Consider the following 21,535-nt stretch of genomic DNA (forward strand, 5'->3'; position numbering starts at 1 on the left):
GCCTAAAACCCGTACGCTTGTGTCAGTTCACGAGAAAACGAGGAGACACCATGGCCTCACACAGCGGGCGCCCCGGCGCCATCCGTAAGAAGGGCACCAAGAAGGGCGCGCAGGTCGGTACCGGCGGGCACTCGCGCCGCCGCCTCGAAGGTAAGGGCCCGACCCCCAAGGCCGAGGATCGCACCTACCACCCGGCCCACAAGCGCAAGGTGAAGCGCGAGGCCCGCGAGGCCCAGGAGGCCGCGATCGCTCGTGCCCGCGCCAAGTCGTCGATCCGCGTCAAGCCCGGCCACGAGCTGATCGCGGGCCGCAACCCGGTCGCCGAGGCCGCCCGCGCCTCGGTCCCGATCGAGCGCGTCTTCATCCTCGACAACGTGAAGGATGACCGCGTGGAGGAGGTCGTGCGCCTCGCCTCCGCGATGGGTGCGCCCGTGTACGAGGTCACCCGCCGTGATCTGGATGTCGCGACCGACGGTGCCGTCCACCAGGGCGTCGCCATCGAGGTGCGCGGCTACGAGTACGCCGATGCCTCGGATCTGATCGCGGGCTCTCTGCAGCAGCTGGGCCACCCGCTCCTCGTCGCCCTCGACCAGGTGACGGACCCCCACAACCTGGGCGCGGTTCTGCGTAGTGCGGGCGCGTTCGGCGCGGACGGCGTCATCATCCCCGAGCGCCGTAGCGCGGGCGTCAACACGACCGCGTGGAAGGTGTCGGCCGGTGCGGCCGCCCGCGTGCCCGTGGCTCGCGCGACGAACCTGGTGCGCGCCCTCGAGGAGGCCAAGGCGGCCGGTTACTTTGTGGTCGGCCTCGACGGCGGCGGCGACGCGCCCCTGCGCGGCCTGTCGCTGGCGGACGGCCCCCTCGTGGTCGTGACTGGTGCCGAGGGCGCGGGCCTGTCCCGCCTCGTGCGCGAGACCTGCGATCAGATCGTGTCGATCCCGATCGCGTCGACCGTCGAGTCTCTCAACGCGGCCGTCGCCACGGGCATTGCCCTGTACGAGGTGGCCTCCCTGCGCGCGCAGGGCTGAGCCTTTCGGACTGTTTGTTGTCTCGCCGCGGGTGCTTGAAACGCGCCCGCGGCGAGACTCTTTAATGTGATCACCGGTGGTGCGGGCGTCAATGCGCACGCACGCCTCAGTATCCCGAGAATCGAATGGGATGGCGGCCGTGTTCCTTTTTGGCGGCGCGCCGCATTGTGAGGATGCCGTCCATGGTGAAGAGGTGGTCTTTCGGCAGGTCGCCGCCGTAGAAGAATCGTGGGGCTTCCAGGAGGAGCCCTTGGTGCTGGAAGGCGCCAGCGAGTTCACGGAAGGACATGTCCATGAACGCGTCTGTGCCCCAGCGGTCATCGTGCAGGATGCGAGCCTCGCAGCACCAGAGTTCGGACGCTGGGCGTCCCCCAACCGAGCAGGATCGTGCCGCGACGAGGATCTCGGTCCTCTCCTGACTGGTGCGTTTGAGTGGCGTGGGTGTCGCGGAGGGAACGAGATTAACGCCGGGGATGGCGTCGAGGAGAGGCCTGATCGCGAGGCCGCGCAGGTCGCTGCCGATGATGATCTCCGCGCCGACCCACCCGTGCTGGGCGAGCTGCTCGCGCATGCCGTTCGTCTCACCCCAGGCACCTTTGGACACCCAGTAGTCGACAGCGTGCGTGACCGCCTGATTCGGGTCTGCCGCGATCAGCGCGTAGAAGTACCTGCGGTGGTTAAGGGCTCGGCGGAGAGAGAAACCTGAATGACCCGCGCCCATGAATACCCTCCTCGAGGAAAGACAAGTGTCAACAACAAGCGTCAGCACTCTGCCGCGGTGCATTGCTGCTGAGATCCGCTGCCCACCAGGATACTAGCCGCAGTGAATTATCGGGATTGACGAGGCATGGGAACCCGCGCGGTGACCTGCCGAAGAGGGGTGGCTACCCTCTGTTCTTCTGAGCCGCCTGACGCAGTGCTCGGAGGGCGGGAAGGGTCAGCGGAACGTCCGTCGGCAGTTCGCGGCTCGACAGGTGCTCCAACGGTGCCAGCATGACCTGATCCGACTGGAACGATTGCTCGAGCTTACCCAACACCGATGCGAAAAAGTCCTCTTGGAAGAATGTTTCATTCGTTGACGTGTAATCGAGGCGGCACCATAGCTCGCACATGCGCCCCCCGCTTCCAGGGAGTGGCCGGGCGATTATCTCGACAAACGTCTTTTCAACGAAAGCTCGCCTGACTCGGTCAGGTATCGCTTTCGGAAACAGTTCGGCAACGGCGGCGGTCGCGCTCGACGTGGCGATCGCATCGGCAAGGAATGCCTTGCCGTTGTTTCCGATGACGAGTTCTGTCCCCACCCAGCCAGCCAGCGCGAACTGCTCGCGCATGCCAGGAGTCTCGGACTGGATTTTGAACGTGCGCCAGTGAGTGACGCAGCGCGCCACGGCCTCGTCAGGAGTGAGCGACAGGCGGAAGACCATAAAGGGTTGCTTGACCATCGAAAGGTTACGGCCTATGCGTGAGAAGAGCGGAGTCATAGTTCTCCTTGGCGTTGAAAGCGAAAGGACGACAGCCTGTCGACGTGTTGCCTGCGCGGCGTATGGTCGCGAGACCGCAGGGCGCAGGGGGTGATCCTCGGGCAGTTCACTGGCGGTGTGACTGGTTGCGAACGAAAGCTGCGGCGTCCCTTCGCAATGCGAGGAGACTCATGTCGGAGAAGACGTGATCGCGGGGGAGATCTCCGCCTCGGAAGAAATGCGGGGCACCTAGCAAGATGCCTTGTTGGGCGAAGGAATCTCTTATTCCCTCCACAGAGGACTTCATGAATGCGTCCGTGACGAAGGGTTCCCTGAGGGCATCTTTCGCGAGGAAACACCACAGCTCTGATGCCGGTTGCCCACCCGCTGAATATGGGCGGGCGGCAACCATGATGCTGGTCGGCTCCTGGATAGAGTCCCTAAATTTCTTGGGCATGAGCTTCGGGAAGGCACTCATCACCGGGAATATATCCTCCAGGGAACGGAACGCGTAGTATCGGCCGGTCCCACCGATCGTGAATTGGGTGCCGAGGAAACCGCGGCGCGCAAGCTGCTCGCGTACCCCAGCCTGCTCGGTAAACCCCCCGATTGAGCGCCAGAAACCCAGGCAGCAGTCGACTGCCTGCTGCGGCTCGAGCGCGACGAGGTACGTCGCGTACTGGCGCTTATCCCAGCGGTTGCGAGACTGCCCTCGTGAGGCTTTGTTGATCATGGTGATGAGCTGACGCGCGCGTCGCCAGCCGACACCTCCCTCCCCAAACGGTGCCCGTGATCGGTTGCCGCCGTGACGGCCGCCGGGCGCTCGCTTTGATCAGGTTGACTCGACGCCTTAGAGGGACCAGAGGGAGGAAACGCTTTGCTCCGTTTCCTCGTAGGTCTGGATCGCCTCGTCGAGGAGCTGCTGAGCCTTGGCAAGTACGTCAGCCATGTAGCGAAGTTCCTCCTCGTCGATCTGCATGCGGTTGAATGCTGCGCGAGCTGCCTCGCCCTCCCAGGTGCTCGCAAGGAAATTCTGCGTCTGTGGGATGGTGTCGATGATCGTTTCCATCTGATCCACGCGCTGCCTCAGCGTGCTGGACAGGGACTGGAGTTCGCCCTCGTCGACGTAGAGATCTGCCATAATGACTCCTTCGGGATTAGCTTGTTAGAAGCCCTGAAGATTGCGGACTCGCTCTTCAGTTGCCTTGCTGAGAGCGGTGAGACTCTCCTGCATCGCAGTGAAAGGGTCCTCTTCATCGTTCTCTTCAGCCTCTTGGCGTGCCTGCTGCATCGCTCGCGCGATGTTCTGTTGGGCTGTTTGTCGCAGAGCGTCTGCAGCCTCGGATGTATCCTTCCCGGAGAACACATCACTCAGTGTCGTCTCGCCTTTATCGATACGTTCCTGAATCTTCTTCCAGTCTTCGCCGAGCTCTCCGTTTCGGGCAGCCTCAGCGCGTTCCCGTCTGTGTTCAGCGTTATCGCGCTCGTCTTGTTGGCGCTCTCGCGTAATGCTGTCTGACACGTCTCGAAGTGAACGCATCAGCTCTTCGATCCTGTTGAAATAGTCCTGATTAGTCATGCTCGTGCTGCAATTCCTCGTGCGGCCGCTTCTGCGAGGTTGGACAGGGTAATGCGGGTCTCCAGAAGCTGATCCTTACCCTGGACAATGGACTCAAAAATATCAAAGAGGAAATTAAGGATCTTGTAGGCCTTCATGATCCATGTCGTGATCTTCCAGGCATACTTCGCGACATCGATAACGCCCTTGATCCATCCGGCAATGGGGACGGAAGCATCAACAAGGATGTCTACGCAAGCTAGCTGGAGTTCAATGAGTACGTCCCCGATTGCGCCCGCAGCTTCCTTGATGGCAAATTTAACGGCCATGAGGATCAAGGACATTGTGCTTGTTGCGCCCTGTAGCGCCTGAGTTCCCATGGCAAGGGCTGCGATGAAGGCATTAGCCGCTTCCGAGCCTTTTCCGGTCCACTCCGACAGGGCAGGCAGAATTTCGGAGTCGTTTTGTGCGACGGCGACGAGGGCGTCGCCGATCTCCGACCAGGCAGTTTTAGCGCGGTCAACGACGCGCCAGTCGCCGACGGTGTACTTGAAAATGATGTCGTTCAAGAACGAGACGCCCGTCGCCTTTTCAATCAGCCAGTCGTAGGCTCCGAGGATAGGCCCAGCCTTCCAGCGCAGATTCTCCATTTCTGATGTCGGAGACTCAGGTGGAACAAGGTAGGAGCTTGCGTCCTGGGACTCGGAAATTGAACGGTTTGCGGACATCGCTTTTTCAAGCCGCTGATTGAATCTACCCGGAAGGTCCTTCGCGTAATCGCGGAGCGCCTCGATGTCCTGCCCCATCTGCTCAATTAGGTGGGGATCAGCGCCGCCGTACCACTTCGATGCGCGTTGTTCTGCCGCTCCGAGGGTTGGCAGTGATGAACGAGGATCGTTGAAGGGAAGTGCAGACCCGCCGAGAGCTTGGGTCGCTGCTGTCAATGCGTTATGGATCTGCTCGTCAGCGTCGATGTAGGCGTCTAGGGTCTGCCCTAGATGATTGGCTGCTCCACTATGAGCTTTCTCGAGGAGGCCGAGGACGATATCGCCAGCAGCAGCGGCAGCCTCGTTGTAAGGGTAGAGCACCATCAAGAGTTGACCGGAGGCCTCGGTGCCTAGGTCAAGGCTGCACCATTCCTTGAGGAACGACCGCATATTTGCGAGGTGTTGGGAGGACTGGCGTTCCAGCACCTGCTGTGCCAGCGACAGGTCCGCGTATTCGACAGATAAAGGCATCTTCCCTCGCTATGTCTCGAATCTTCGATGGTGGATCCTCGCCGGTGAGGTGCGCTGTGGCGCTCAGCGGTGAGCCGATCATAATGTCCACCAAAAATAACACAGGTTGTCAAAGTTCGTAGCGGCCTTCTTGATGGTGGTCTGTGCCGCACGTATGATCGCTCCATGAGTGTCCTGGGAACCGTCATTGTTGGCATCGTCATCCTCATTGGAGTGATCGGCGCGGTCGTGCAGATCTGGCCGTCCGCGCCCGTCGTTGGGGGTGCGATCCTGGTGTGGGCGTGGCTGACCGGCACGAGTGCCGCGTGGATTATCTTCGCTATCGCGGCCGTTGTCCTGATCCTTGGAACGGTCCTGAAATACGTGATTCCCGCGCGCGGCATGAACAAGGCGGGGATCCCGCAATCCACGCTCGTGTGGGGATCGCTGGGTGGCGTTGTCGGCTGGTTCATCGGCCTGCCCCTCGGCCTCGTCCTCGGCATGATCGCCGCGATCTTCGTCGTCGAGTACCTGCGCAGCAAGGACACAGCGACCGCCTGGAAAGCGACGGTTCAGGCCCTCAAGGCCTTCGGGTGGACGATTGCCATCGAGCTGATCGCCGCCCTCACGTGCGCCACGCTGTGGGGCGTCGGCGTCGCCCTGGTCGCCGCAGGAAACTGACGCGACCAGCCGGTGCCCCGGCCTCGTCGTTCCTCCGGTAGGATGGGTCTGTTGCGCGCGCCCGCGTAACAGACCCAACTAAACGGAGATACTCATGCCCGCCGTCATCGTTCTCGGCGCCCAGTGGGGCGACGAAGGCAAAGGCAAGGCCACTGACCAGCTCGGCCAGCACACCGACCTCGTCGTGAAGTTCAACGGAGGAAACAACGCCGGACACACCGTCGTTATTGACGGCGAAAAGTACGCGCTGCACCTCCTGCCCGCCGGAATCCTCTCCGAAGGCGTCACCCCCATCATCGGCAACGGCGTCGTTGTCGACCTGGACGTGCTTTTCGAGGAGCTTGCGGAAATCACCGCGCGCGGCGTCGACTGCTCGCGCCTGCGCATCTCCTCCAACGCGCACATCATCCCGCCGTACAACCGCCTCATGGACCAGGCGAACGAGCGTGCGCGCGGCAACAACCTCATCGGCACGACGGGCCGAGGCATCGGCCCCACCTACGCCGACAAGATGAACCGTATCGGCCTGCGCGTTCAGGACCTCTTCCACCCCGAGGAGCTGCGCGCCAAGGTCGAGGCCGCCCTGGCCCCCAAGAACACCATTTTCGAGGCCGTGGACATCCCCACGCTCGACCCCGCCGAGGTGTCCGACCACCTGCTGTCCTTCGCGGACCGCGTGAAGCCGATGATGTGCGACGTGTCCCTCGTCGTCAACGACGCGCTGGACCGCGGCGAGACCGTCCTCTTCGAGGGCGGCCAGGCGACCATGCTCGACATCGACCACGGCACCTACCCCTTCGTGACCTCCTCGAACCCGACCGCGGGCGGCGCGCTCACCGGCTCCGGCGTGGGCCCGACCCGCATCGACCGCGTCGTCGGCGTCGCCAAGGCGTACACGACCCGCGTCGGCGAGGGCCCGTTCCCCACGGAGCTGGACGACGAGGTCGGCGAGGCACTGCGCACCAAGGGCGGCGAGTTCGGCGTGACCACGGGTCGCCCGCGCCGCACCGGCTGGTTCGACGCCGTCGTCATGCGCTACTCGACGCGCATCAACGGCCTGACCGATATCTGCCTGACCAAGCTCGACGTCCTCTCCGGCTACGAGACGATCCCCGTGTGCGTGGCCTACGACGTTGACGGCGTGGTCACTGAGGAAATGCCCCTCGACCAGGCTGGCTTCGAGGCCGCCGTGCCCGTGTACGAGGAGCTGCCCGGCTGGAGCGAGGACATCTCGCAGTGCCGTTCCTTCGAGGAGCTGCCCCAGGCCGCCCAGGACTACATCAAGCGCCTGGAAGAGCTGTCGCGCTGCCGCATCCAGTCCATCGGCGTGGGCCCGGGCCGCGAGGCCACGATCGTGCGCTACCCGCTGATGTGACGGTTCGCTGAGACGACAGTGGGGGCCGGTGCTGCGACGCAGCACCGGCCCCCACTTGTTTCACGCGCCACCATTGGCACGCACATACGACAAAGCACGCCGAACCGAATGCGCCTGTCGGCGCGAAGGCCGCTCGTAGCGGCAGAGTTTGGAGCCCGGGGCATACCGGTCCGGCGTGCCCCTAAACTTTACGGCCGCACCCGCGGGGCCGCATCCCGTGGCGGCGTGCATCAACCCACACAGGGCATCCGCCACAGCGCGCATCCCGTCGCCGTCGCCGAGGCCGTGGCTGGCCCATGCGGTGCCGTGCCCCCGCCCCGCACACGCGAGAGCCGACCCGCGCGGGCGGCCCCTGCCTCGTCAGGCGCGCACATGTGGGACCATGGAAGCGTGATGACTTCGACCCCGCCCACGCGATCCCGAACCCGCCCGAACCGCGGGCGTCGCCGCGAGACCCTGGCGACCCGGCACGTGCCCAACGGAATCGGTACCCTCACCGTCACCCTGCTGGCCGTGGCGACCATCGTCGCCTGGTGGCTGCCCGGTTCGCGTTGGAGCGTCGGTCCCGTCGTCGCCATCGCTTCGTTCCTGCTGGCCCTCGGCTGGCCGACGCTCGCGCGCCTGCACATGCCGTGGCTCGCGCAGGCGGTCCTCGCCCTGGGTGGGGCGCTGACCCCGATGGCCGTCGCCTACTGGAAGAACCTCGACATCGCCGTACCCCTGACGGGCATCACCCTGGTCGCCCTGGTCGCCGCCACGATCCTGGACGCGCCCGCGCCCCGCGACCACTCCGTGGGCCACACGAGCGAGCACTGGGGCTCCACCTCGCTGACTGCCGCCCTCGCCTCGTCGGTGACCGGCCTCCTCATCGTCACCTCCGGGTCCATGTGGGTCTCCCTCACCGTCCACGAGCGCTGGTCCGTCATCGTCCCCATGGCCGCCCTCATCGCGATTATCGCGGCGGCGTCGGCGCGCTCGGGACGCAGCGCGAAGGCGGGCGTCGTCTACGCGATGCTCACCGGCATCGTCGCTGGCCTCGTCGCCGCGTCAATCGCGTGGATCCTCGGACAGACGTCGGACCTGCTGCCCGTCGTCTTCCCCTTCATCGCCAAGCGTTTCGGCGAATTCGTCGCTTTCCTGACCCTCGGCGGCGTCACCGGCTTCGGCGTCGGCTTCGCCGTCTCCGTCGTCGACGCGCTGCTGGGCGAGCGCGCCGCCTCCGCGCAGCTCGCCAACGTTCTGGGCCGAGGCGCCGCGAAGTTCCTCGTCGCAGCCCTGCCCGTCTACGCGATGATCCGCATCGGCGGCATCTGAAGCGCTGCATCTGAGTCGTGGCGCCCGGTGAGCCGCTGCGACCTCCGGTGAACCGCGGTGTCTGAACAGCCGCAACCGAGGCTGCACCCGGGTCAGGTTCGCGCGCGGTCGTGCCCCGGCCTCGTCCCTGTTCGCTGCCAGCTGCGTGCGCCGCTGCTCGCGCGGTGAGCGTCCACCCGACGCGTTAGGCTGGAGCCATGATGGTGATACCTGCTGACCTGCCCGCACTCGTCGCTCCCGTCGCGTGGATGCTCGGAACCTGGGAGGGGTGGGGCATGCACGCGCAGCCCGCCGCGCCCGGCCAGGAGGCTTCCGCCGAGGTGCCCGCGGATTCGCCCGTCATCGAGGAGATCCGCGGCGACGTCGTCGGCGATCAGATGCGCCTGGTGACCCGCGTGTACGCGGGCGAGGCCTCGGCTCCGATCGACCCCACGTGGGACGCCGCGCAGGGCTTGGCCGCCATCCAGAAGGGCGACCTGATCAGCGAAGAGACCCTGTACGTGTCCGTCGCCCCCTCCGACGCGCCGCTGCCGCCTCCCGGTCAGTACAACCCGCGCGAGTTCACGGCGACCTCCGCTTCCACCGAGGGCCACAGCGCTGTCTGGGACGGCGTGAGCGTCGGCCCGCGCGTGCAGATGGTGTCCGACGCGATCGCGCTCGGCGCGGATGCCACCCGCGTTACGCACCTGGGCCGCATGTTCGGCCTGGTCGCGGGCGAGCTCATGTGGACGCAGGAGCACACGCTCGACGGCGAGGACGAGGCCGACGTCGAGATCTCCGGCCGCCTGCACCGCACCGAGCAGGCCTCGACCGCCTCCGGCGAGGTCATCGAAGGCATCGACGACTCCCAGGATGGTTTCCTTGTCTGAGTCTGCGCTCGATTCCGAGTTCGTCGACGAGGCCGTGGCCTCCTTCGGCGCGACCCCGCACTTCGGGGACCCGTCGGGGGAGCAGTGGGCCCTCGAGGGTGGCCGCGCGCTGGTGCGCCGCCCGGACCTGGCGGTCATCTCTGTGTCGGGGGCAGATCGGCTCACCTGGCTGACGTCGCTCGCCTCCCAGATCGTCACCGACCTCGTCCCCGGTGAGAGCCGCGAGCTGCTCATCCTTTCGCCCGAGGGGCGCGTCGAGCACTGGGCGGGCGCGAGCGACGACGGAGAGACGCTGCACCTGATCGTGGAGCGTTCAGACGTGTCGGGGTTCGTGGCGTTCCTTGATTCGATGCGTTTCGCGCTGCGCGTCGCTGTTTCTGAGAGCGACGTCGTCGTGTTCTCCTCGGTCCGCGCGGGCGCGAACATGCCCGACGCCGTGGCCGACCTGCCCGGACTCCTGTGGACCTGGGAGGACCCGTGGCCCGGCGTCGTGGAGGGCGGGGCCGCCTATTTCCAGGGCGAGCGCCACCCGGGCGCGCGCACGCCCATGATGTTTCACGCTGTTTCACGCGAGGCCGCGGACGAGTTCGAGGCCGCGTGGCTGGCTGCTTCGCCGGAGGCTGGCTCTCGTCGCCGCGGCGGATACCTGGCGTGGGAGGCCATGCGCATCGCCGCGTGGAAGCCGCGCCTTGGCCGCGAGACCGACGCCCGCGCGATCCCGCCCGAGGTGGACTGGCTGCGCACCGCCGTCCACACGTCGAAGGGCTGCTACCGCGGCCAGGAAACCATCGCGCGCGTCCTCAACCTCGGCCGCCCCCCGCGCCGCCTGACGTACCTGCAGCTGGACGGCTCGCGCGGCGACCTGCCCGCGCCCGGCACGCCCATCGAGGTGGGAGGCCGCCAGGTTGGCGTCATCACCTCCTCGGCGCGTCACGCGGACGAGGGCCCGATCGCCCTCGCGCTGATCGCCCGCGCCGTGCCTGTGACGACGGTCTTCGACATCGACGGCGTCGCCGCCGCCCAGGAGGAAATCGTGCCCGTCCACGGCAAGTCCTCCGTGTCCCCGGAAACCCGCCCGGGCGCCGACCTCTCCCGCGAGGCCGGCCAGCGCGGCGGTTCCACGGGCTTCGGTGGCCTCGGCTCGGCCCTGGGGGCGCGCTGATGCGCGCCGTCATCCAGCGCGCCACCTCCGGCGAGGTGCGGGTCGGCGGCGAGGTCGTCGGTCGCCTTGCTGTTTCTGCTGGTTCTGCCGGTTCTGGTGGCGCTGCTGGTTCTGTCGGCTCTGCTGGCGACGAGGCGGGGGAGGGTGCCGGCGGAGCGCGCCAGGGCCTCGTCGTCCTCCTGGGCGTCCAGCGTGGTGACGGCCTTGAGCAGGTTGCCACGGTCGCCCGCAAGATCGCCGAGCTGCGCATCCTTGACGACGAACGTTCCGCCCTCGACGCGGGTGCTCCGATCCTTGTGATCTCGCAGTTCACCCTGTACGGGGACACGCGCAAGGGGCGCCGACCCTCGTGGGCGCATGCCGCGCCCGGGGATGAGGCTGAGCCCCTCGTCGACGCGGTCGTTGCGGATCTGCGCGGCCGGGGCCTGCACGTCGAGACCGGCCAGTTCGGGGCCATGATGGAGGTTTCGCTGGTGAACGACGGGCCGTTCACGGTCCTCGTTGAGGCGTAGTTCCCCCACAACGTCGCACGTAATTTCCCTATCAACTTTTCATGTTTTGAAATGCTGTCGTTGCAATTGCAACGTTTGTGGGGCCTGTTGAAAACTGACCGAGGGAAATTACGTGCGACTTTTGGGTGAAGCTCCCAAAGATACCTGCCGATAGCCTGCCGATAGTTCGTACCTCGCCTCGGCCTCGTTCTGCGGGGGAATTGCAGCACTAGAGACCTGACACGCCGGCGACACGCCGTCACGAGGCTTCTAATGACGCCAAACCCCCCTGAGTCTGAATGACTTGCCCAGTGTGGGCCCGGACTCGCTTGCCGCAGCCCCGCATGCCTCACCTGCCCCGGCCTCGCCCCTGGTCCAACGCTGACGCCGTGCCCTGGCCCAGCGCCGCACCGCGATCCCCTCCGTGCCCTGGCCCAGCGCCGCCCCATCCCCCGAACGGACGTCTCCGCCCCTCGGCCCTGCGCCGAGGGCGAAAGCGCGCGCACGTCGCCCGCGGTTTTCGTAGTCTGTAACCAGTCAACTGGGACGGGTGTACGCCGAGCTCGGCGAAGTGCCCGTCCTGCACAATGAGGAGAGGCATGTTCGAACGCTTTACCGACCGCGCTCGCCGGGTCGTCGTGCTCGCGCAGGACGAGGCTCGCGGTCTCAAGCACAACTACATCGGCACGGAGCACCTGCTGCTCGGCCTGATCTCCGAGGGTGAGGGCGTCGCTGCCAAGGCCCTGGAGACGATGGACATCAAGGGCGAGGCCGTTCGCGCCTCGGTCATTGAGATCATCGGCGAGGGCGAGAAGCCGGTCGAGGGTCACATTCCCTTCACCCCGCGCGCCAAACGCGTCTTCGAGCTGAGCCTGCGCGAGGCCCTGCAGCTGGGCCACAACTACATCGGCACGGAGCACCTGCTGCTCGGCCTCCTCAAGGAGGGCGAGGGCGTGGCCGCCCAGGTGCTGACCAAGCAGGGCGCGGACCTGGCGCAGGTGCGCCAGACCGTGATCCAGATGCTCAGCGGCTACCAGCGTGGCGACGATGAGGGCCGCGAGTCCGTGGGCGCGGGCGTGGGCGGATCGGGCGGTCCCGAGCGCTCCAACTCCGCGATCCTTGAGCAGTTCGGCCGCAACCTGACGCAGGCCGCGCGCGAGAACAAGCTGGATCCCGTCATCGGCCGCCGCGTCGAGATGGAGCGCGTCATGCAGGTCCTCTCGCGTCGCACGAAGAACAACCCGGTCCTGATCGGTGAGCCCGGCGTCGGTAAGACCGCCGTCGTCGAGGGCCTCGCCCAGGCGATCGTGCACGGCGACGTGCCCGAAACCATCAAGGACAAGCAGATCTACAGCCTCGACATGGGTTCGCTGGTCGCTGGCTCGCGCTACCGCGGCGACTTCGAGGAGCGCCTGAAGAAGGTCCTCAAGGAGATCCGCACGCGCGGCGACATCATCCTGTTCATCGACGAGATCCACACCCTCGTGGGTGCGGGCGCCGCCGAGGGCTCGATCGACGCCGCCCAGATGCTCAAGCCCATGCTGGCGCGCGGCGAGCTCCAGACGATCGGTGCGACCACGAACGATGAGTACCGCAAGTACATCGAGAAGGATGCGGCCCTCGAGCGCCGCTTCCAGCCGGTGAAGGTCGAGGAGCCCAGCGTCGACGAGACGGTGGAGATCCTCAAGGGCCTGCGCGACCGCTACGAGGCGCACCACCGCGTCATCATCACGGATGCCGCGATTCAGGCGGCCGCCGAGTTGGCGGACCGCTACATCTCGGATCGTTTCCTCCCCGATAAGGCCATCGACCTGGTCGACGAGGCCGGTGCGCGCCTGCGCATCCGCCGCATGACCGCGCCGCCCGAGCTGCGCGAGCTGGACGAGAAGATCGCCGAGGTGCGCCGCAACAAGGAGGCGGCCATCGACGATCAGGACTTCGAGAAGGCCGCGTCGCTGCGCGACGAGGAGTCGAAGCTGGCCGAGGAGCGCAAGGCGAAGGAAGAGGCGTGGAAGGGCGGCGAGTCCGACGAGATCGCCGAGGTCGGGGATCAGGAGATCGCCGAGGTCCTGGCCATGTCGACGGGTATCCCGGTCGTGCGCCTCACTCAGACGGAGACCGCGAAGCTGCTCAAGATGGAAGACGAGCTGCATAAGCGCGTCATCGGCCAGGACGAGGCCGTCAAGGCTCTCGCCCAGTCGATCCGTCGTACGCGCTCGGGCCTGAAGGACCCGAACCGTCCCGGCGGCTCGTTCATCTTCGCTGGCCCGACCGGCGTGGGTAAGACCGAGCTGGCCAAGGCCCTCGCCGAGTTCCTCTTCGGCGACGAGGATGCTCTCATCCAGCTGGATATGTCTGAGTTCTCCGAGAAGCATACGGCCTCGCGCCTCTTCGGTGCTCCTCCCGGCTATGTCGGCTACGACGAGGGTGGCCAGCTCACGGAGAAGGTGCGCCGCAAGCCGTTCTCGGTCGTCCTCTTCGACGAGGTCGAGAAGGCTCACCCGGACATCTTCAACTCGCTGCTCCAGATCCTGGAGGAGGGCCGCCTGACGGACTCTCAGGGTCGCAAGGTGGACTTCAAGAACACCGTCATCATCATGACGACGAACCTGGGTACTCGCGACATCAACAAGGGTGTCCTGACGGGCTTCCAGACCGCGGACAACTCGACGCACGATTACGGTCGCATGAAGTCGAAGGTCGCGGAGGAGCTCAAGCAGCACTTCCGTCCCGAGTTCCTCAACCGTGTTGATGACACGATCGTGTTCCCGCCGCTGACCAAGCCGGAGATTGCGCGCATCGTCGACCTGATGATCGCGAAGCTGGCTAAGCGCATGGAGGCTCAGGATATGCGCCTGCAGCTGACGGATGAGGCTCGCGAGCTGCTCGCGGACGTGGGCTTCGATCCGGTTCTCGGTGCGCGTCCGCTGCGTCGTGCGATCCAGCGCGAGATCGAGGATGCGCTGTCCGAGCGCATCCTGTTCGGAGAACTGCAACCCGGTCAGGTTGTTACCGTTGGCGTCTCTGGGGAAGGTAAGGACCGTAAGTTCACCTTCAATGGAGAGTGATTTACTCGCCAATTGTTCGCGGCTGACAAACCGGACACTTGAGAGGGCGGCCCGTCGTACTGCGACGGGCCGCCCTCTAGTTGTCAAGTAATCGCCCATCTGATAGATTCTCGTTAACTATTAGCGTGCGGTGTAGTCGTGCCACACTATTGAGTGGAGACTGCTCAGCAATCGGGAGAGGGTCAATGAGCGCGCAATTGCGACGAAAAGTAACCAGTACAAGGCGACGCCTACCGGCGTTTGTCCTGGTGCTGGTCGTTGCTGCGCTGTGCATCGCAGGCGTTATCTACAAGGGTGCTGAAGTCACGCAAGTCAACGTCAACGACGGTGGCATTTGGGTGACCAACAAGTCCAAGCAGATGGTCGGCCACCTCGACTACGAGGCCCGCATCCTCGACGGCGCCCTGCGCACCGAGGCCACCAACTTCGACGTCGGCCAGGCTGGCGAGACCGTCACCGTCTCCGACCTCACCTCGCTGACCGTCGCTCCCGTCAACGTCACCCAGGTGTCCCTCGGCTCCCCGACGGCTCTGCCCTCCGGCTCGAGCGCCATGCAGGGCGGCGACGTCCTCGGCGTCCTCAACCCCACCGACGGTACCCTGTGGACTACCTCGGCCACCGCGCCCAGCCCCGCGAACCTGTCCGAAGGTGCGGCCCTGTCCTCGAACATGGGCGCGAGCGCGTTCGTGACCGGGCTCGACGGCTCCGTGTACTCCCTGGCCGCCTCGGGCACGCTGACGACCGTCAAGCGCCAGGGGACCGTCGACCAGGCCGCGACCAGCCGGATCGAAGGCATCCCAGAGGACGCCCAGCTGAGCATCACTGTCGTCGGCGACCAGGTCGTCGCCCTCGACTCGCAATCCAACACCCTCTTCCTCCCGGGCGGCAAGAAGCTCGACCTGGGCGCCGCCGGAGTCGAGGAGGGCGGCATCCTGCAGCTGGCCGGACCGAAGGCGGATTCCGTCCTGCTCGCCACGCCCTCGGCCCTCGTGTCGATCCCGCTGGCGGGTGGCACCCCGACGATCACGCCCGCCACCGAGAGCGGCGCCAGCGGCAATCCCGCGGCCCCCGTTCGCCACGAAGGCTGCTCGTACGGCGCGTGGAGCGTGTCGGGCGCCTACATGCGTGCGTGCGACGACCCGTCGGCGAACAAGCAGATGGTCGTCGATACGCTGACGACCGCGCGCGAGATCGTCTTCCGCACGAACCGCAAGGCCATCGTCCTCAATGACGTCGCGCAGGGTAGCGTGTGGCTGCCCGACTCGAACATGGTCCTCATGGACAACTGGGACGAGGTCGAAAACCAGCTCGAGGAGACCGAGGAGGAGCAGGATAGCCCCGAGCTCACGAACGAGGTCGCCGACCCTCAGCAGCGCGAGCAGAACACCCCGCCCGAGGCCGTGGATGACGAGTTCGGCATCCGCCCGGGACGCTCGACGGTTCTGCCCGTCCTCGACAACGACTCCGACCTCGACGGAGACGTGCTGACCGCGTCCCCGACGAGCGCGCCCGAGTGGGGGACCATCTCCGTCGCGCGCGGCGGCCGCGCTTTGCAGATCTCCGGCGTCGATGCGAATCAGACCGGCTCGACGTCCTTCTCCTACGAGGCCTCCGACGGGCAGGCCTCGGCGTCCGCCCGCGTGCAGGTGACGATTCACCCCTACAGCCAGAACGCGGCGCCGAACCAGCTGCGTGCGTCGACCGTGAAGATCGGCGCGAATGCGCAGATTCAGTACCAGGCGCTGAGCGACTGGCGAGACCCCGATGGCGACCCGATCTACCTCAAGAATGCGGAGGCGCCCGAGGGCCTGAGTGTGTCCTTCAGCGAGGATGGTTCCCTGACGATCACCGATGAGGGCAGCGCGCCCGGCCCGAAGTCCATCGTCCTGACGGTCGCGGACGACCAGGGGGCAGAGACGCGTGGCGAGCTCATCGCGACGGTTCAGGAGGCCGGAAACCTGCCTCCGTCGGCGAACGGCGACCTGTTCCAGGCACACCCGGGTGAGACGGTCACCCTCGACCCGCTCAAGAACGACACTGATCCCAACGGCGACCCGCTGAGCCTCGCCGCTGTCTCGGGTGCACCCGCGGGCGCGACCATCTCGCCGGACCTCGACCGCGGCACGATCGACTTCCGCGCCACCGCGCCGGGCTCCTACTCCTTCGCCTACACGGTGTCCGACGGCATCGCGACGACGCTGGGCATTATCCGCGTCGAGGTCGTCGAGGCCACCGCTCTACCGCCGGTCGCTGAGAACGACACCGCGGTCCTCCCGCTGGGCGGATCCGTCCTGGTCGCGCCCCTCAATAATGACTACGACCCGTCGGGCGGCCTGCTGTCCATCACGTCGGTCGACGCCTCGAACGTTCCCGGCCTCGAGGTGGCTCTCATCGACCGCCACCTGCTGCGCGTGACCGCGCCGTCGGGCCTGACCCAGACCGCGAGCTTCTCGTACACGGTCTCGAACGGCCAGGGCGAGGCCACCGCGGACGTCATGGTGATTCCCGGCGCGGCTGACCGCTCCGACCTGCCGCCCGTCCTCAAACCTGACCGCGCCAAGGTGCGTGTCGGCGACGTGGGTACCGTGTCGGTCCTGTCGAACGACCGCTCCCCGGCGGGCCTGAACCTGCAGGTCGAGTCGACGCTCGCCTACGACCCGACGAACGCGCTGGGAACCCCCTTCGTGACCGGTAACCAGGTGCGTCTCGAGGCCGGTGCCAACCCCGGCATCATGGACGTCACCTACTCGGTCATCGACTCCGCGGGCAACCGCGCGTCGAGCACGGTCACCTTCGAGGTCGTCGGCGCGTCCGACCAGAACCAGCCTCCGCGCCCCCGCGACATCAGCGCGTGGGCGGCCGCGGGGCAGACGACGCGCATCCCCGTGACCCTCGATGGCATCGACCCGGACGGCGACTCCGTGAGCCTGACGGGCCTCGACTCCTCGCCGCAGCAGGGCAGCGCCACCGCGCAGTCGACGTGGATCGACTACACGCCGAACCAGAACGCTTCGGGCACGGATTCCTTCACCTACACGGTTACCGACCGTCAGGGTGCACGGGCCTCCGCTCGCGTGCGCGTCGCGATCTCCGCGGCCCCCTCGCTCAACCAGAACCCGGTGGCCGTGCCCGACACTGTGCTGACGCGCCCGGACCGCATGGTGACCGTCAACGTCCTCTCGAACGACGTTGACCCCGACGGCGACCCCCTCACGCTGGAGGAAGACGGCCTCGAGACGGCGACGCCCGAGCTCGATCCGCAGGTTCGCTCCTCCTCGACCCTGCAGATCCACACGCCTTCGCAGGCCGGCACCTACCTGGTGTCCTACACGGTGAGCGACGGTCGCGGCGGCTCCGCGCGTGGCACCGTGACGGTGTACGTGCAGGACGACGCGCCCCTCAAGGCGCCGATCGCCCGCGATGACTACGTGTCCTACGAGGACCTGCCCACCGATGGTTCCGCCGTGCGCGTGAAGGTCCTCGAAAACGACGAGGACCCCGACGGCAGCATCGATGAGCTGACCGTGACGAGCGCCGAATCCGGCGTCACGGTTGACGGAACCGACCTGCTGATCCCGGTGACCGACACCCTGCGCCTCGTCGTCTACACGATCACGGACCGCGATGGCCTGACGAACTCCGCCGTCGTGACCGTGCCCGGACGCGACTCCACCGCGCCCTTCCTGAACGCCGCGGCCCTGCCCATCGAGATGGACGCGGGCACCTCGCGCACGATCAAACTGTCGGACTACGTCGTGACCCGCTCGGGCCGCAGCCCCCGCCTCGTCGATGGGACCTCCCCGGTGCCCCAGACCGGCCTGGACTCCGTGGTGGCGGACTCCTCGACGCAGCTGACGCTGACGGCGACCGCGACCTTCGGCGGTAACTCCGCCTTCCTCATCCAGGTCGCGGACGGCGGTGCTGACGACGCTGGCGCGCTGAGCGCGTCGCTGTCGCTGCCCGTGCGCATCAAGGCGACCACGAACCAGCCGCCCACCTTCGCCCCGACCGCGATCCGCGTCGAGGCCGGGGGTGCTGCCGTCACGCAGAACCTCGCGCTCGCCGTGCGCGACCCCGAGGGGACGGACGTCTCGACCTTCACCTACGCGATGGGTTCCGCGCCCAGCGCCGTGTCGGCGTCGCTGTCTGGCACCGTCCTGACGGTCTCCGCCCCCGAGGGCGCGACCCCCGGATCCGCCGGCTCCATCCCCGTCAGCGTCACCGACGAGCAGGGCAACACCGTCAACGCTTCGATCCCCGTCGAGATCGTGTCGACGACGAAGCCGCGCATCCAGGTGCCCCCGTACACCGTGAACGCGAAGGTCGGGGATACCGTGATCGTTGACGTGGCCTCGCGCGCCACCAACCCCTTCCCCGACACGCCGATTTCCCTCGTCGGAACCGCGGTGTCCCTGGGTAACGCGGACATCGCCTCCTCCGGCACGTCGGTCATGGTCACGCCCCGCGCCACGGGCACGATCTCGGTGGGCTTCCAGGTCAACGACAAGCTGGGTGACCCCTCGCGCGTCGTGCAGGGCACCATCACGGTGACCGTCACCGACAAGCCCGGCGCGCCCACGAACGTGGTCGCCGAGGCCGTGGGTGCCACCGGCGCGAAGGTGACCTTCGACGCCCCCGCGTCGAACGGCTCGCCCATCACCGGCTACCGTCTCTACGACTCCAACGGCGCGAAGATCGCCGACTGCCCGAACACCGTGTGCGAGGTGAACGGCCTGCGAACGGGACAGAGCTACCGCTTCTCGGTGAGTGCGGTGAACGAGCAGGGCGAATCCGCTCGCACCGCATCCAACGAGATCACGCCCACCGGCGTCCCGGATCGCCCGGGTGGACCGAGTGTCACCCCCGGCGATGGCGAACTGACGATGACATGGGATGCCCCCAACAACAACGGGTCGCCCATCACGGGCTACACCGTGTACGCGGCCGCCGCTACCGGTTCGCGCACCTGCACGACGAACGGGGAGCGCACGTGCACGATCAGCGGCCTCGTGAACGACCAGAACTATACCGTCACGGTCGTCGCGACGAACGCGAACGGTAACTCCCAGGCCTCCCCGGGCGTGACTGGTACCCCGAAGGCGACGCGACGCGGCCCCGATCAGCCGGTCATCACGAGTGGCTCCGCGGTCCAGCAGCGCGACGGAAACGGCGCTCTGGCGACCATCACCTGGTCCCTGGGTAGCTCCGGCACCGCTCGATGGGGCGAGACGATTGTGTCGGTCAACGGCGTCACCAAGACGGTCTCGGGCGGAACCACCACCACTCAGATGACCGTTCCCTACGGCGTGGCCCTCACCGTGTACGTGACCGTCAGTAACACGAACGGTGACACGGCGACCTCTCCTGGCTACGTCATTCCGGCGGTCGTCCACGAGGATCCCACTCCTCCCAAGACGACGCCGCTGGCCCCCGACGCGCCGCGCCTGGGTCCGCCCTCCGATAATGCGTTCGGCAAGCTCTCGATTGCGAACGCGCGCCTGAAGGAAGGCAACGGCTACAAGGCCGCCGACCTCGAGCTCTTCTACGCGGACAGCGCGGCGGGGTGTACGGCGCCCGGCAACCCCCTTCGTCTCAACAACGGTGATCGCGGCGACTTCAACATCGGCCCGCTCACCCCGGGTGCGACGATGACCTTCTACTTCTGCCAGCGCGGCAAGAAGGACGACGGGTCGTACGTCTGGAGTCCGGTCACGGCGGCTACCGGTACGGTCGGTAACGGCCAGCGCGACGGTGGTGGCGATGACGATGACGAACAGATCCCGCCCTTCGAGGTTCACGCGACCGCCGGGGCAGACTCGGCGAGCGCAAGCTGGACCATCCCCAGCGGGGTGGCGATCACCGAGACCAATGTGTGGATCGAAGGCATGGAAGCATCAACCAAGCAGACTGTCAGGGGTCCGCTCACCCAGTGGTGGGCTGATGACCTGAAGCCCGTCCACGAGTACACGATCGTCGTCCAGCTCATCGGCAGCGGCGGCCAGCACCGCGAGGTGAGGACCACCGTGAGGACCGGGGAACTGAACGCCAACATCGACGCGACGTTCGAAGGAAAGATGAGCTGCGGAAATGGGCAGGAGTGCGGCTCGATGACGCTGCGCGCCGTGAACGCCCAGACGTTCCAATCCGGCCTCACCCTCGTGTGCAGCGTCAAGACGGGACGCCCCGCGTCGATCACCGAGTTCCGCTTCTCGCGGGATACCCCCCAAATTACGGGTATCCTGACCGAGGCCACGACGGCGGCCGAGCTCCTCGCGAAGCCTCCCGTCACCTCCTGTCACGTCGAATAGACCACTCCGCCACACAACAAAAGGTAGAAACATGACCCTATCCATTGAGGATGCAACCAGGTTCGCCCAGGTCTTCAAGGGCCTCGTCGACGGCGTGTCCGTGGCGGTTCTGGACAAGCGCCAGGCCGTGCGACTCGCTCTGACGACGATGTTCGCAGGCGGCCACCTCCTGCTCGAGGACGCGCCCGGTACCGGCAAGACCGCCCTGGCTCGCGCGATCAGCGCCGTCATCGACGGCACGCACTCGCGTATCCAGTTCACCCCCGACCTGCTGCCCTCCGACATCACCGGCGTGAACATGTTCAACCAGAAGACGGGCGAGTGGGTCTTCCACGCCGGCCCCGTCTTCGCGGAGATCGTCCTCGCCGACGAGATCAACCGTGCGTCGCCCAAGACGCAGTCCGCCCTCCTCGAGGTCATGGAAGAAGCCCAGGTGACGGTCGACGGCGTGCGCCGCCCCGCCCCCCAGCCCTTCATGGTCATCGCGACCCAGAACCCCGTCGAGCAGGCCGGCACCTACCCGCTGCCCGAGGCCCAGCTCGACCGCTTCCTCATGAAGACCTCGATCGGCTACCCCTCGCGTAGCGCCATGATCGACGTCCTCGACGGCTCGGCCTCCCCGGACCGCTCGAAGAACCTGCGCCCCCTCGTGACCGGTCAGGACATCGTCGCCTGGGCCGCCCTGGCCTCGGCGAACCACACGGACCGCGCCGTCCTCGACTACGTGGCCGCGCTGGCGGAAGCCACCCGTGAGGACGAGTCCTCGCTGCTGGGCGTGTCGACCCGTGGCGCCATCGGCATGGTGCGCTGCGCCCGCGTGTGGGCCGCCGCGCAGGGCCGTAACTTCGTCCTGCCCGACGACATCAAGGCTCTCGCCGTGCCCGTGTGGGCACACCGCGTCATCGTCGACCCCGACGCCGCTTTCTCCGGCGCGACCGCCGAAGGCGTCATTCAGCGTGCCCTGACTTCCGTGCCCGCCCCCGCGGTCGGCGCGTAAGGAACCG

16 protein-coding genes are annotated in these 21,535 nt (G+C 66.6%); 10 read left to right on the forward strand and 6 right to left on the reverse strand.

The window, feature by feature from the left end:
* The first annotated feature begins 50 nt into the window (after positions 1-50).
* The gene (gene rlmB / locus HMPREF1478_RS04520; protein ID WP_016460904.1) at positions 51-1,028 is read left to right on the forward strand and encodes a 23S rRNA (guanosine(2251)-2'-O)-methyltransferase RlmB; all 978 of its coding nucleotides are present in this window, start codon (positions 51-53) and stop codon (positions 1,026-1,028) included.
* 106 nt (positions 1,029-1,134) lie between these two features.
* Here rlmB and HMPREF1478_RS04525 read toward each other — a convergent pair whose 3' ends face one another.
* The 6 genes from HMPREF1478_RS04525 to HMPREF1478_RS04550 all read right to left on the reverse strand — a co-directional run bounded on the left by HMPREF1478_RS04525 (position 1,135) and on the right by HMPREF1478_RS04550 (position 5,284).
* Positions 1,135-1,749 carry a hypothetical protein gene (locus HMPREF1478_RS04525; RefSeq protein ID WP_016460905.1) on the reverse strand — a complete coding sequence of 205 codons (615 nt, stop codon included), beginning with the start codon at positions 1,747-1,749 and terminating at the stop codon, positions 1,135-1,137.
* 163 nt (positions 1,750-1,912) lie between these two features.
* Complete coding sequence (locus HMPREF1478_RS04530) at positions 1,913-2,509, reverse strand: hypothetical protein (protein ID WP_016460906.1); 597 nt, start codon at positions 2,507-2,509, stop codon at positions 1,913-1,915.
* A gap of 106 nt (positions 2,510-2,615) precedes the next feature.
* Positions 2,616-3,221 carry a hypothetical protein gene (locus HMPREF1478_RS04535; RefSeq protein ID WP_016460907.1) on the reverse strand — a complete coding sequence of 202 codons (606 nt, stop codon included), beginning with the start codon at positions 3,219-3,221 and terminating at the stop codon, positions 2,616-2,618.
* Between the two features lie 117 nt (positions 3,222-3,338).
* Positions 3,339-3,629, reverse strand: coding sequence for a WXG100 family type VII secretion target (locus tag HMPREF1478_RS04540; protein ID WP_016460908.1), 291 nt, complete (start codon positions 3,627-3,629; stop codon positions 3,339-3,341).
* Between the two features lie 24 nt (positions 3,630-3,653).
* Positions 3,654-4,067, reverse strand: coding sequence for a hypothetical protein (locus tag HMPREF1478_RS04545; RefSeq protein WP_016460909.1), 414 nt, complete (start codon positions 4,065-4,067; stop codon positions 3,654-3,656).
* Positions 4,064-5,284: a hypothetical protein gene (locus HMPREF1478_RS04550; protein ID WP_016460910.1), complete on the reverse strand. Its 1,221-nt coding sequence runs from the start codon at positions 5,282-5,284 to the stop codon at positions 4,064-4,066. The genes HMPREF1478_RS04545 and HMPREF1478_RS04550 overlap by 4 nt, the downstream gene beginning before the upstream one ends.
* A gap of 165 nt (positions 5,285-5,449) precedes the next feature.
* Here HMPREF1478_RS04550 and HMPREF1478_RS04555 point away from each other — a divergent pair, with 165 nt between their 5' ends.
* From HMPREF1478_RS04555 to HMPREF1478_RS04595, 9 genes are all read left to right on the forward strand, one after another.
* On the forward strand, positions 5,450-5,944 hold the full coding sequence (locus HMPREF1478_RS04555; protein WP_016460911.1) for a DUF456 domain-containing protein: 495 nt from the start codon (positions 5,450-5,452) through the stop codon (positions 5,942-5,944).
* Positions 5,945-6,038: 94 nt separating this feature from the next.
* Positions 6,039-7,319, forward strand: coding sequence for an adenylosuccinate synthase (locus tag HMPREF1478_RS04560; RefSeq protein WP_016460912.1), 1,281 nt, complete (start codon positions 6,039-6,041; stop codon positions 7,317-7,319).
* A gap of 393 nt (positions 7,320-7,712) precedes the next feature.
* Complete coding sequence (locus tag HMPREF1478_RS04565) at positions 7,713-8,633, forward strand: hypothetical protein (RefSeq protein ID WP_232207431.1); 921 nt, start codon at positions 7,713-7,715, stop codon at positions 8,631-8,633.
* A 197-nt stretch (positions 8,634-8,830) separates the two neighbouring features.
* Positions 8,831-9,502 carry a heme-binding beta-barrel domain-containing protein gene (locus tag HMPREF1478_RS04570; protein ID WP_034474927.1) on the forward strand — a complete coding sequence of 224 codons (672 nt, stop codon included), beginning with the start codon at positions 8,831-8,833 and terminating at the stop codon, positions 9,500-9,502.
* Positions 9,495-10,664: a CAF17-like 4Fe-4S cluster assembly/insertion protein YgfZ gene (gene ygfZ, locus HMPREF1478_RS04575; RefSeq protein ID WP_034474929.1), complete on the forward strand. Its 1,170-nt coding sequence runs from the start codon at positions 9,495-9,497 to the stop codon at positions 10,662-10,664. The genes HMPREF1478_RS04570 and ygfZ overlap by 8 nt, the downstream gene beginning before the upstream one ends.
* Complete coding sequence (gene dtd, locus HMPREF1478_RS04580; protein WP_016460916.1) at positions 10,664-11,176, forward strand: D-aminoacyl-tRNA deacylase; 513 nt, start codon at positions 10,664-10,666, stop codon at positions 11,174-11,176. Before ygfZ ends, dtd begins: the two co-directional genes overlap by 1 nt.
* A 578-nt stretch (positions 11,177-11,754) precedes the next feature.
* Entirely contained in the window at positions 11,755-14,223 is a 2,469-nt protein-coding gene (locus HMPREF1478_RS04585; protein WP_016460917.1) for an ATP-dependent Clp protease ATP-binding subunit, read from the forward strand.
* 185 nt (positions 14,224-14,408) lie between these two features.
* Positions 14,409-20,531, forward strand: a complete 6,123-nt coding sequence (locus HMPREF1478_RS04590; protein WP_016460918.1) for an Ig-like domain-containing protein — start codon at positions 14,409-14,411, stop codon at positions 20,529-20,531.
* Positions 20,532-20,562: 31 nt separating this feature from the next.
* Positions 20,563-21,528: an AAA family ATPase gene (locus HMPREF1478_RS04595; protein ID WP_016460919.1), complete on the forward strand. Its 966-nt coding sequence runs from the start codon at positions 20,563-20,565 to the stop codon at positions 21,526-21,528.
* The last annotated feature ends 7 nt before the right edge of the window (positions 21,529-21,535 follow it).

Origin of the sequence: Actinomyces sp. HPA0247 (assembly GCA_000411415.1) — a bacterium.
Taxonomy (GTDB): Bacteria; Actinomycetota; Actinomycetes; order Actinomycetales; family Actinomycetaceae; genus Pauljensenia.

Excerpts from the sequence above, each read along its gene's own strand:
- rlmB (WP_016460904.1), top strand. The coding sequence starts at position 51 with ATGGCCTCACACAGCGGGCGCCCCGGCGCCATCCGTAAGAAGGGCACC.
- HMPREF1478_RS04525 (WP_016460905.1), bottom strand. The coding sequence starts at position 1,749 with ATGGGCGCGGGTCATTCAGGTTTCTCTCTCCGCCGAGCCCTTAACCAC.
- HMPREF1478_RS04530 (WP_016460906.1), bottom strand. The coding sequence starts at position 2,509 with ATGACTCCGCTCTTCTCACGCATAGGCCGTAACCTTTCGATGGTCAAG.
- HMPREF1478_RS04535 (WP_016460907.1), bottom strand. The coding sequence starts at position 3,221 with ATGATCAACAAAGCCTCACGAGGGCAGTCTCGCAACCGCTGGGATAAG.
- HMPREF1478_RS04540 (WP_016460908.1), bottom strand. The coding sequence starts at position 3,629 with ATGGCAGATCTCTACGTCGACGAGGGCGAACTCCAGTCCCTGTCCAGC.
- HMPREF1478_RS04545 (WP_016460909.1), bottom strand. The coding sequence starts at position 4,067 with ATGACTAATCAGGACTATTTCAACAGGATCGAAGAGCTGATGCGTTCA.
- HMPREF1478_RS04550 (WP_016460910.1), bottom strand. The coding sequence starts at position 5,284 with ATGCCTTTATCTGTCGAATACGCGGACCTGTCGCTGGCACAGCAGGTG.
- HMPREF1478_RS04555 (WP_016460911.1), top strand. The coding sequence starts at position 5,450 with ATGAGTGTCCTGGGAACCGTCATTGTTGGCATCGTCATCCTCATTGGA.
- HMPREF1478_RS04560 (WP_016460912.1), top strand. The coding sequence starts at position 6,039 with ATGCCCGCCGTCATCGTTCTCGGCGCCCAGTGGGGCGACGAAGGCAAA.
- HMPREF1478_RS04565 (WP_232207431.1), top strand. The coding sequence starts at position 7,713 with ATGACTTCGACCCCGCCCACGCGATCCCGAACCCGCCCGAACCGCGGG.
- HMPREF1478_RS04570 (WP_034474927.1), top strand. The coding sequence starts at position 8,831 with ATGATGGTGATACCTGCTGACCTGCCCGCACTCGTCGCTCCCGTCGCG.
- dtd (WP_016460916.1), top strand. The coding sequence starts at position 10,664 with ATGCGCGCCGTCATCCAGCGCGCCACCTCCGGCGAGGTGCGGGTCGGC.
- HMPREF1478_RS04585 (WP_016460917.1), top strand. The coding sequence starts at position 11,755 with ATGTTCGAACGCTTTACCGACCGCGCTCGCCGGGTCGTCGTGCTCGCG.
- HMPREF1478_RS04590 (WP_016460918.1), top strand. The coding sequence starts at position 14,409 with ATGAGCGCGCAATTGCGACGAAAAGTAACCAGTACAAGGCGACGCCTA.
- HMPREF1478_RS04595 (WP_016460919.1), top strand. The coding sequence starts at position 20,563 with ATGACCCTATCCATTGAGGATGCAACCAGGTTCGCCCAGGTCTTCAAG.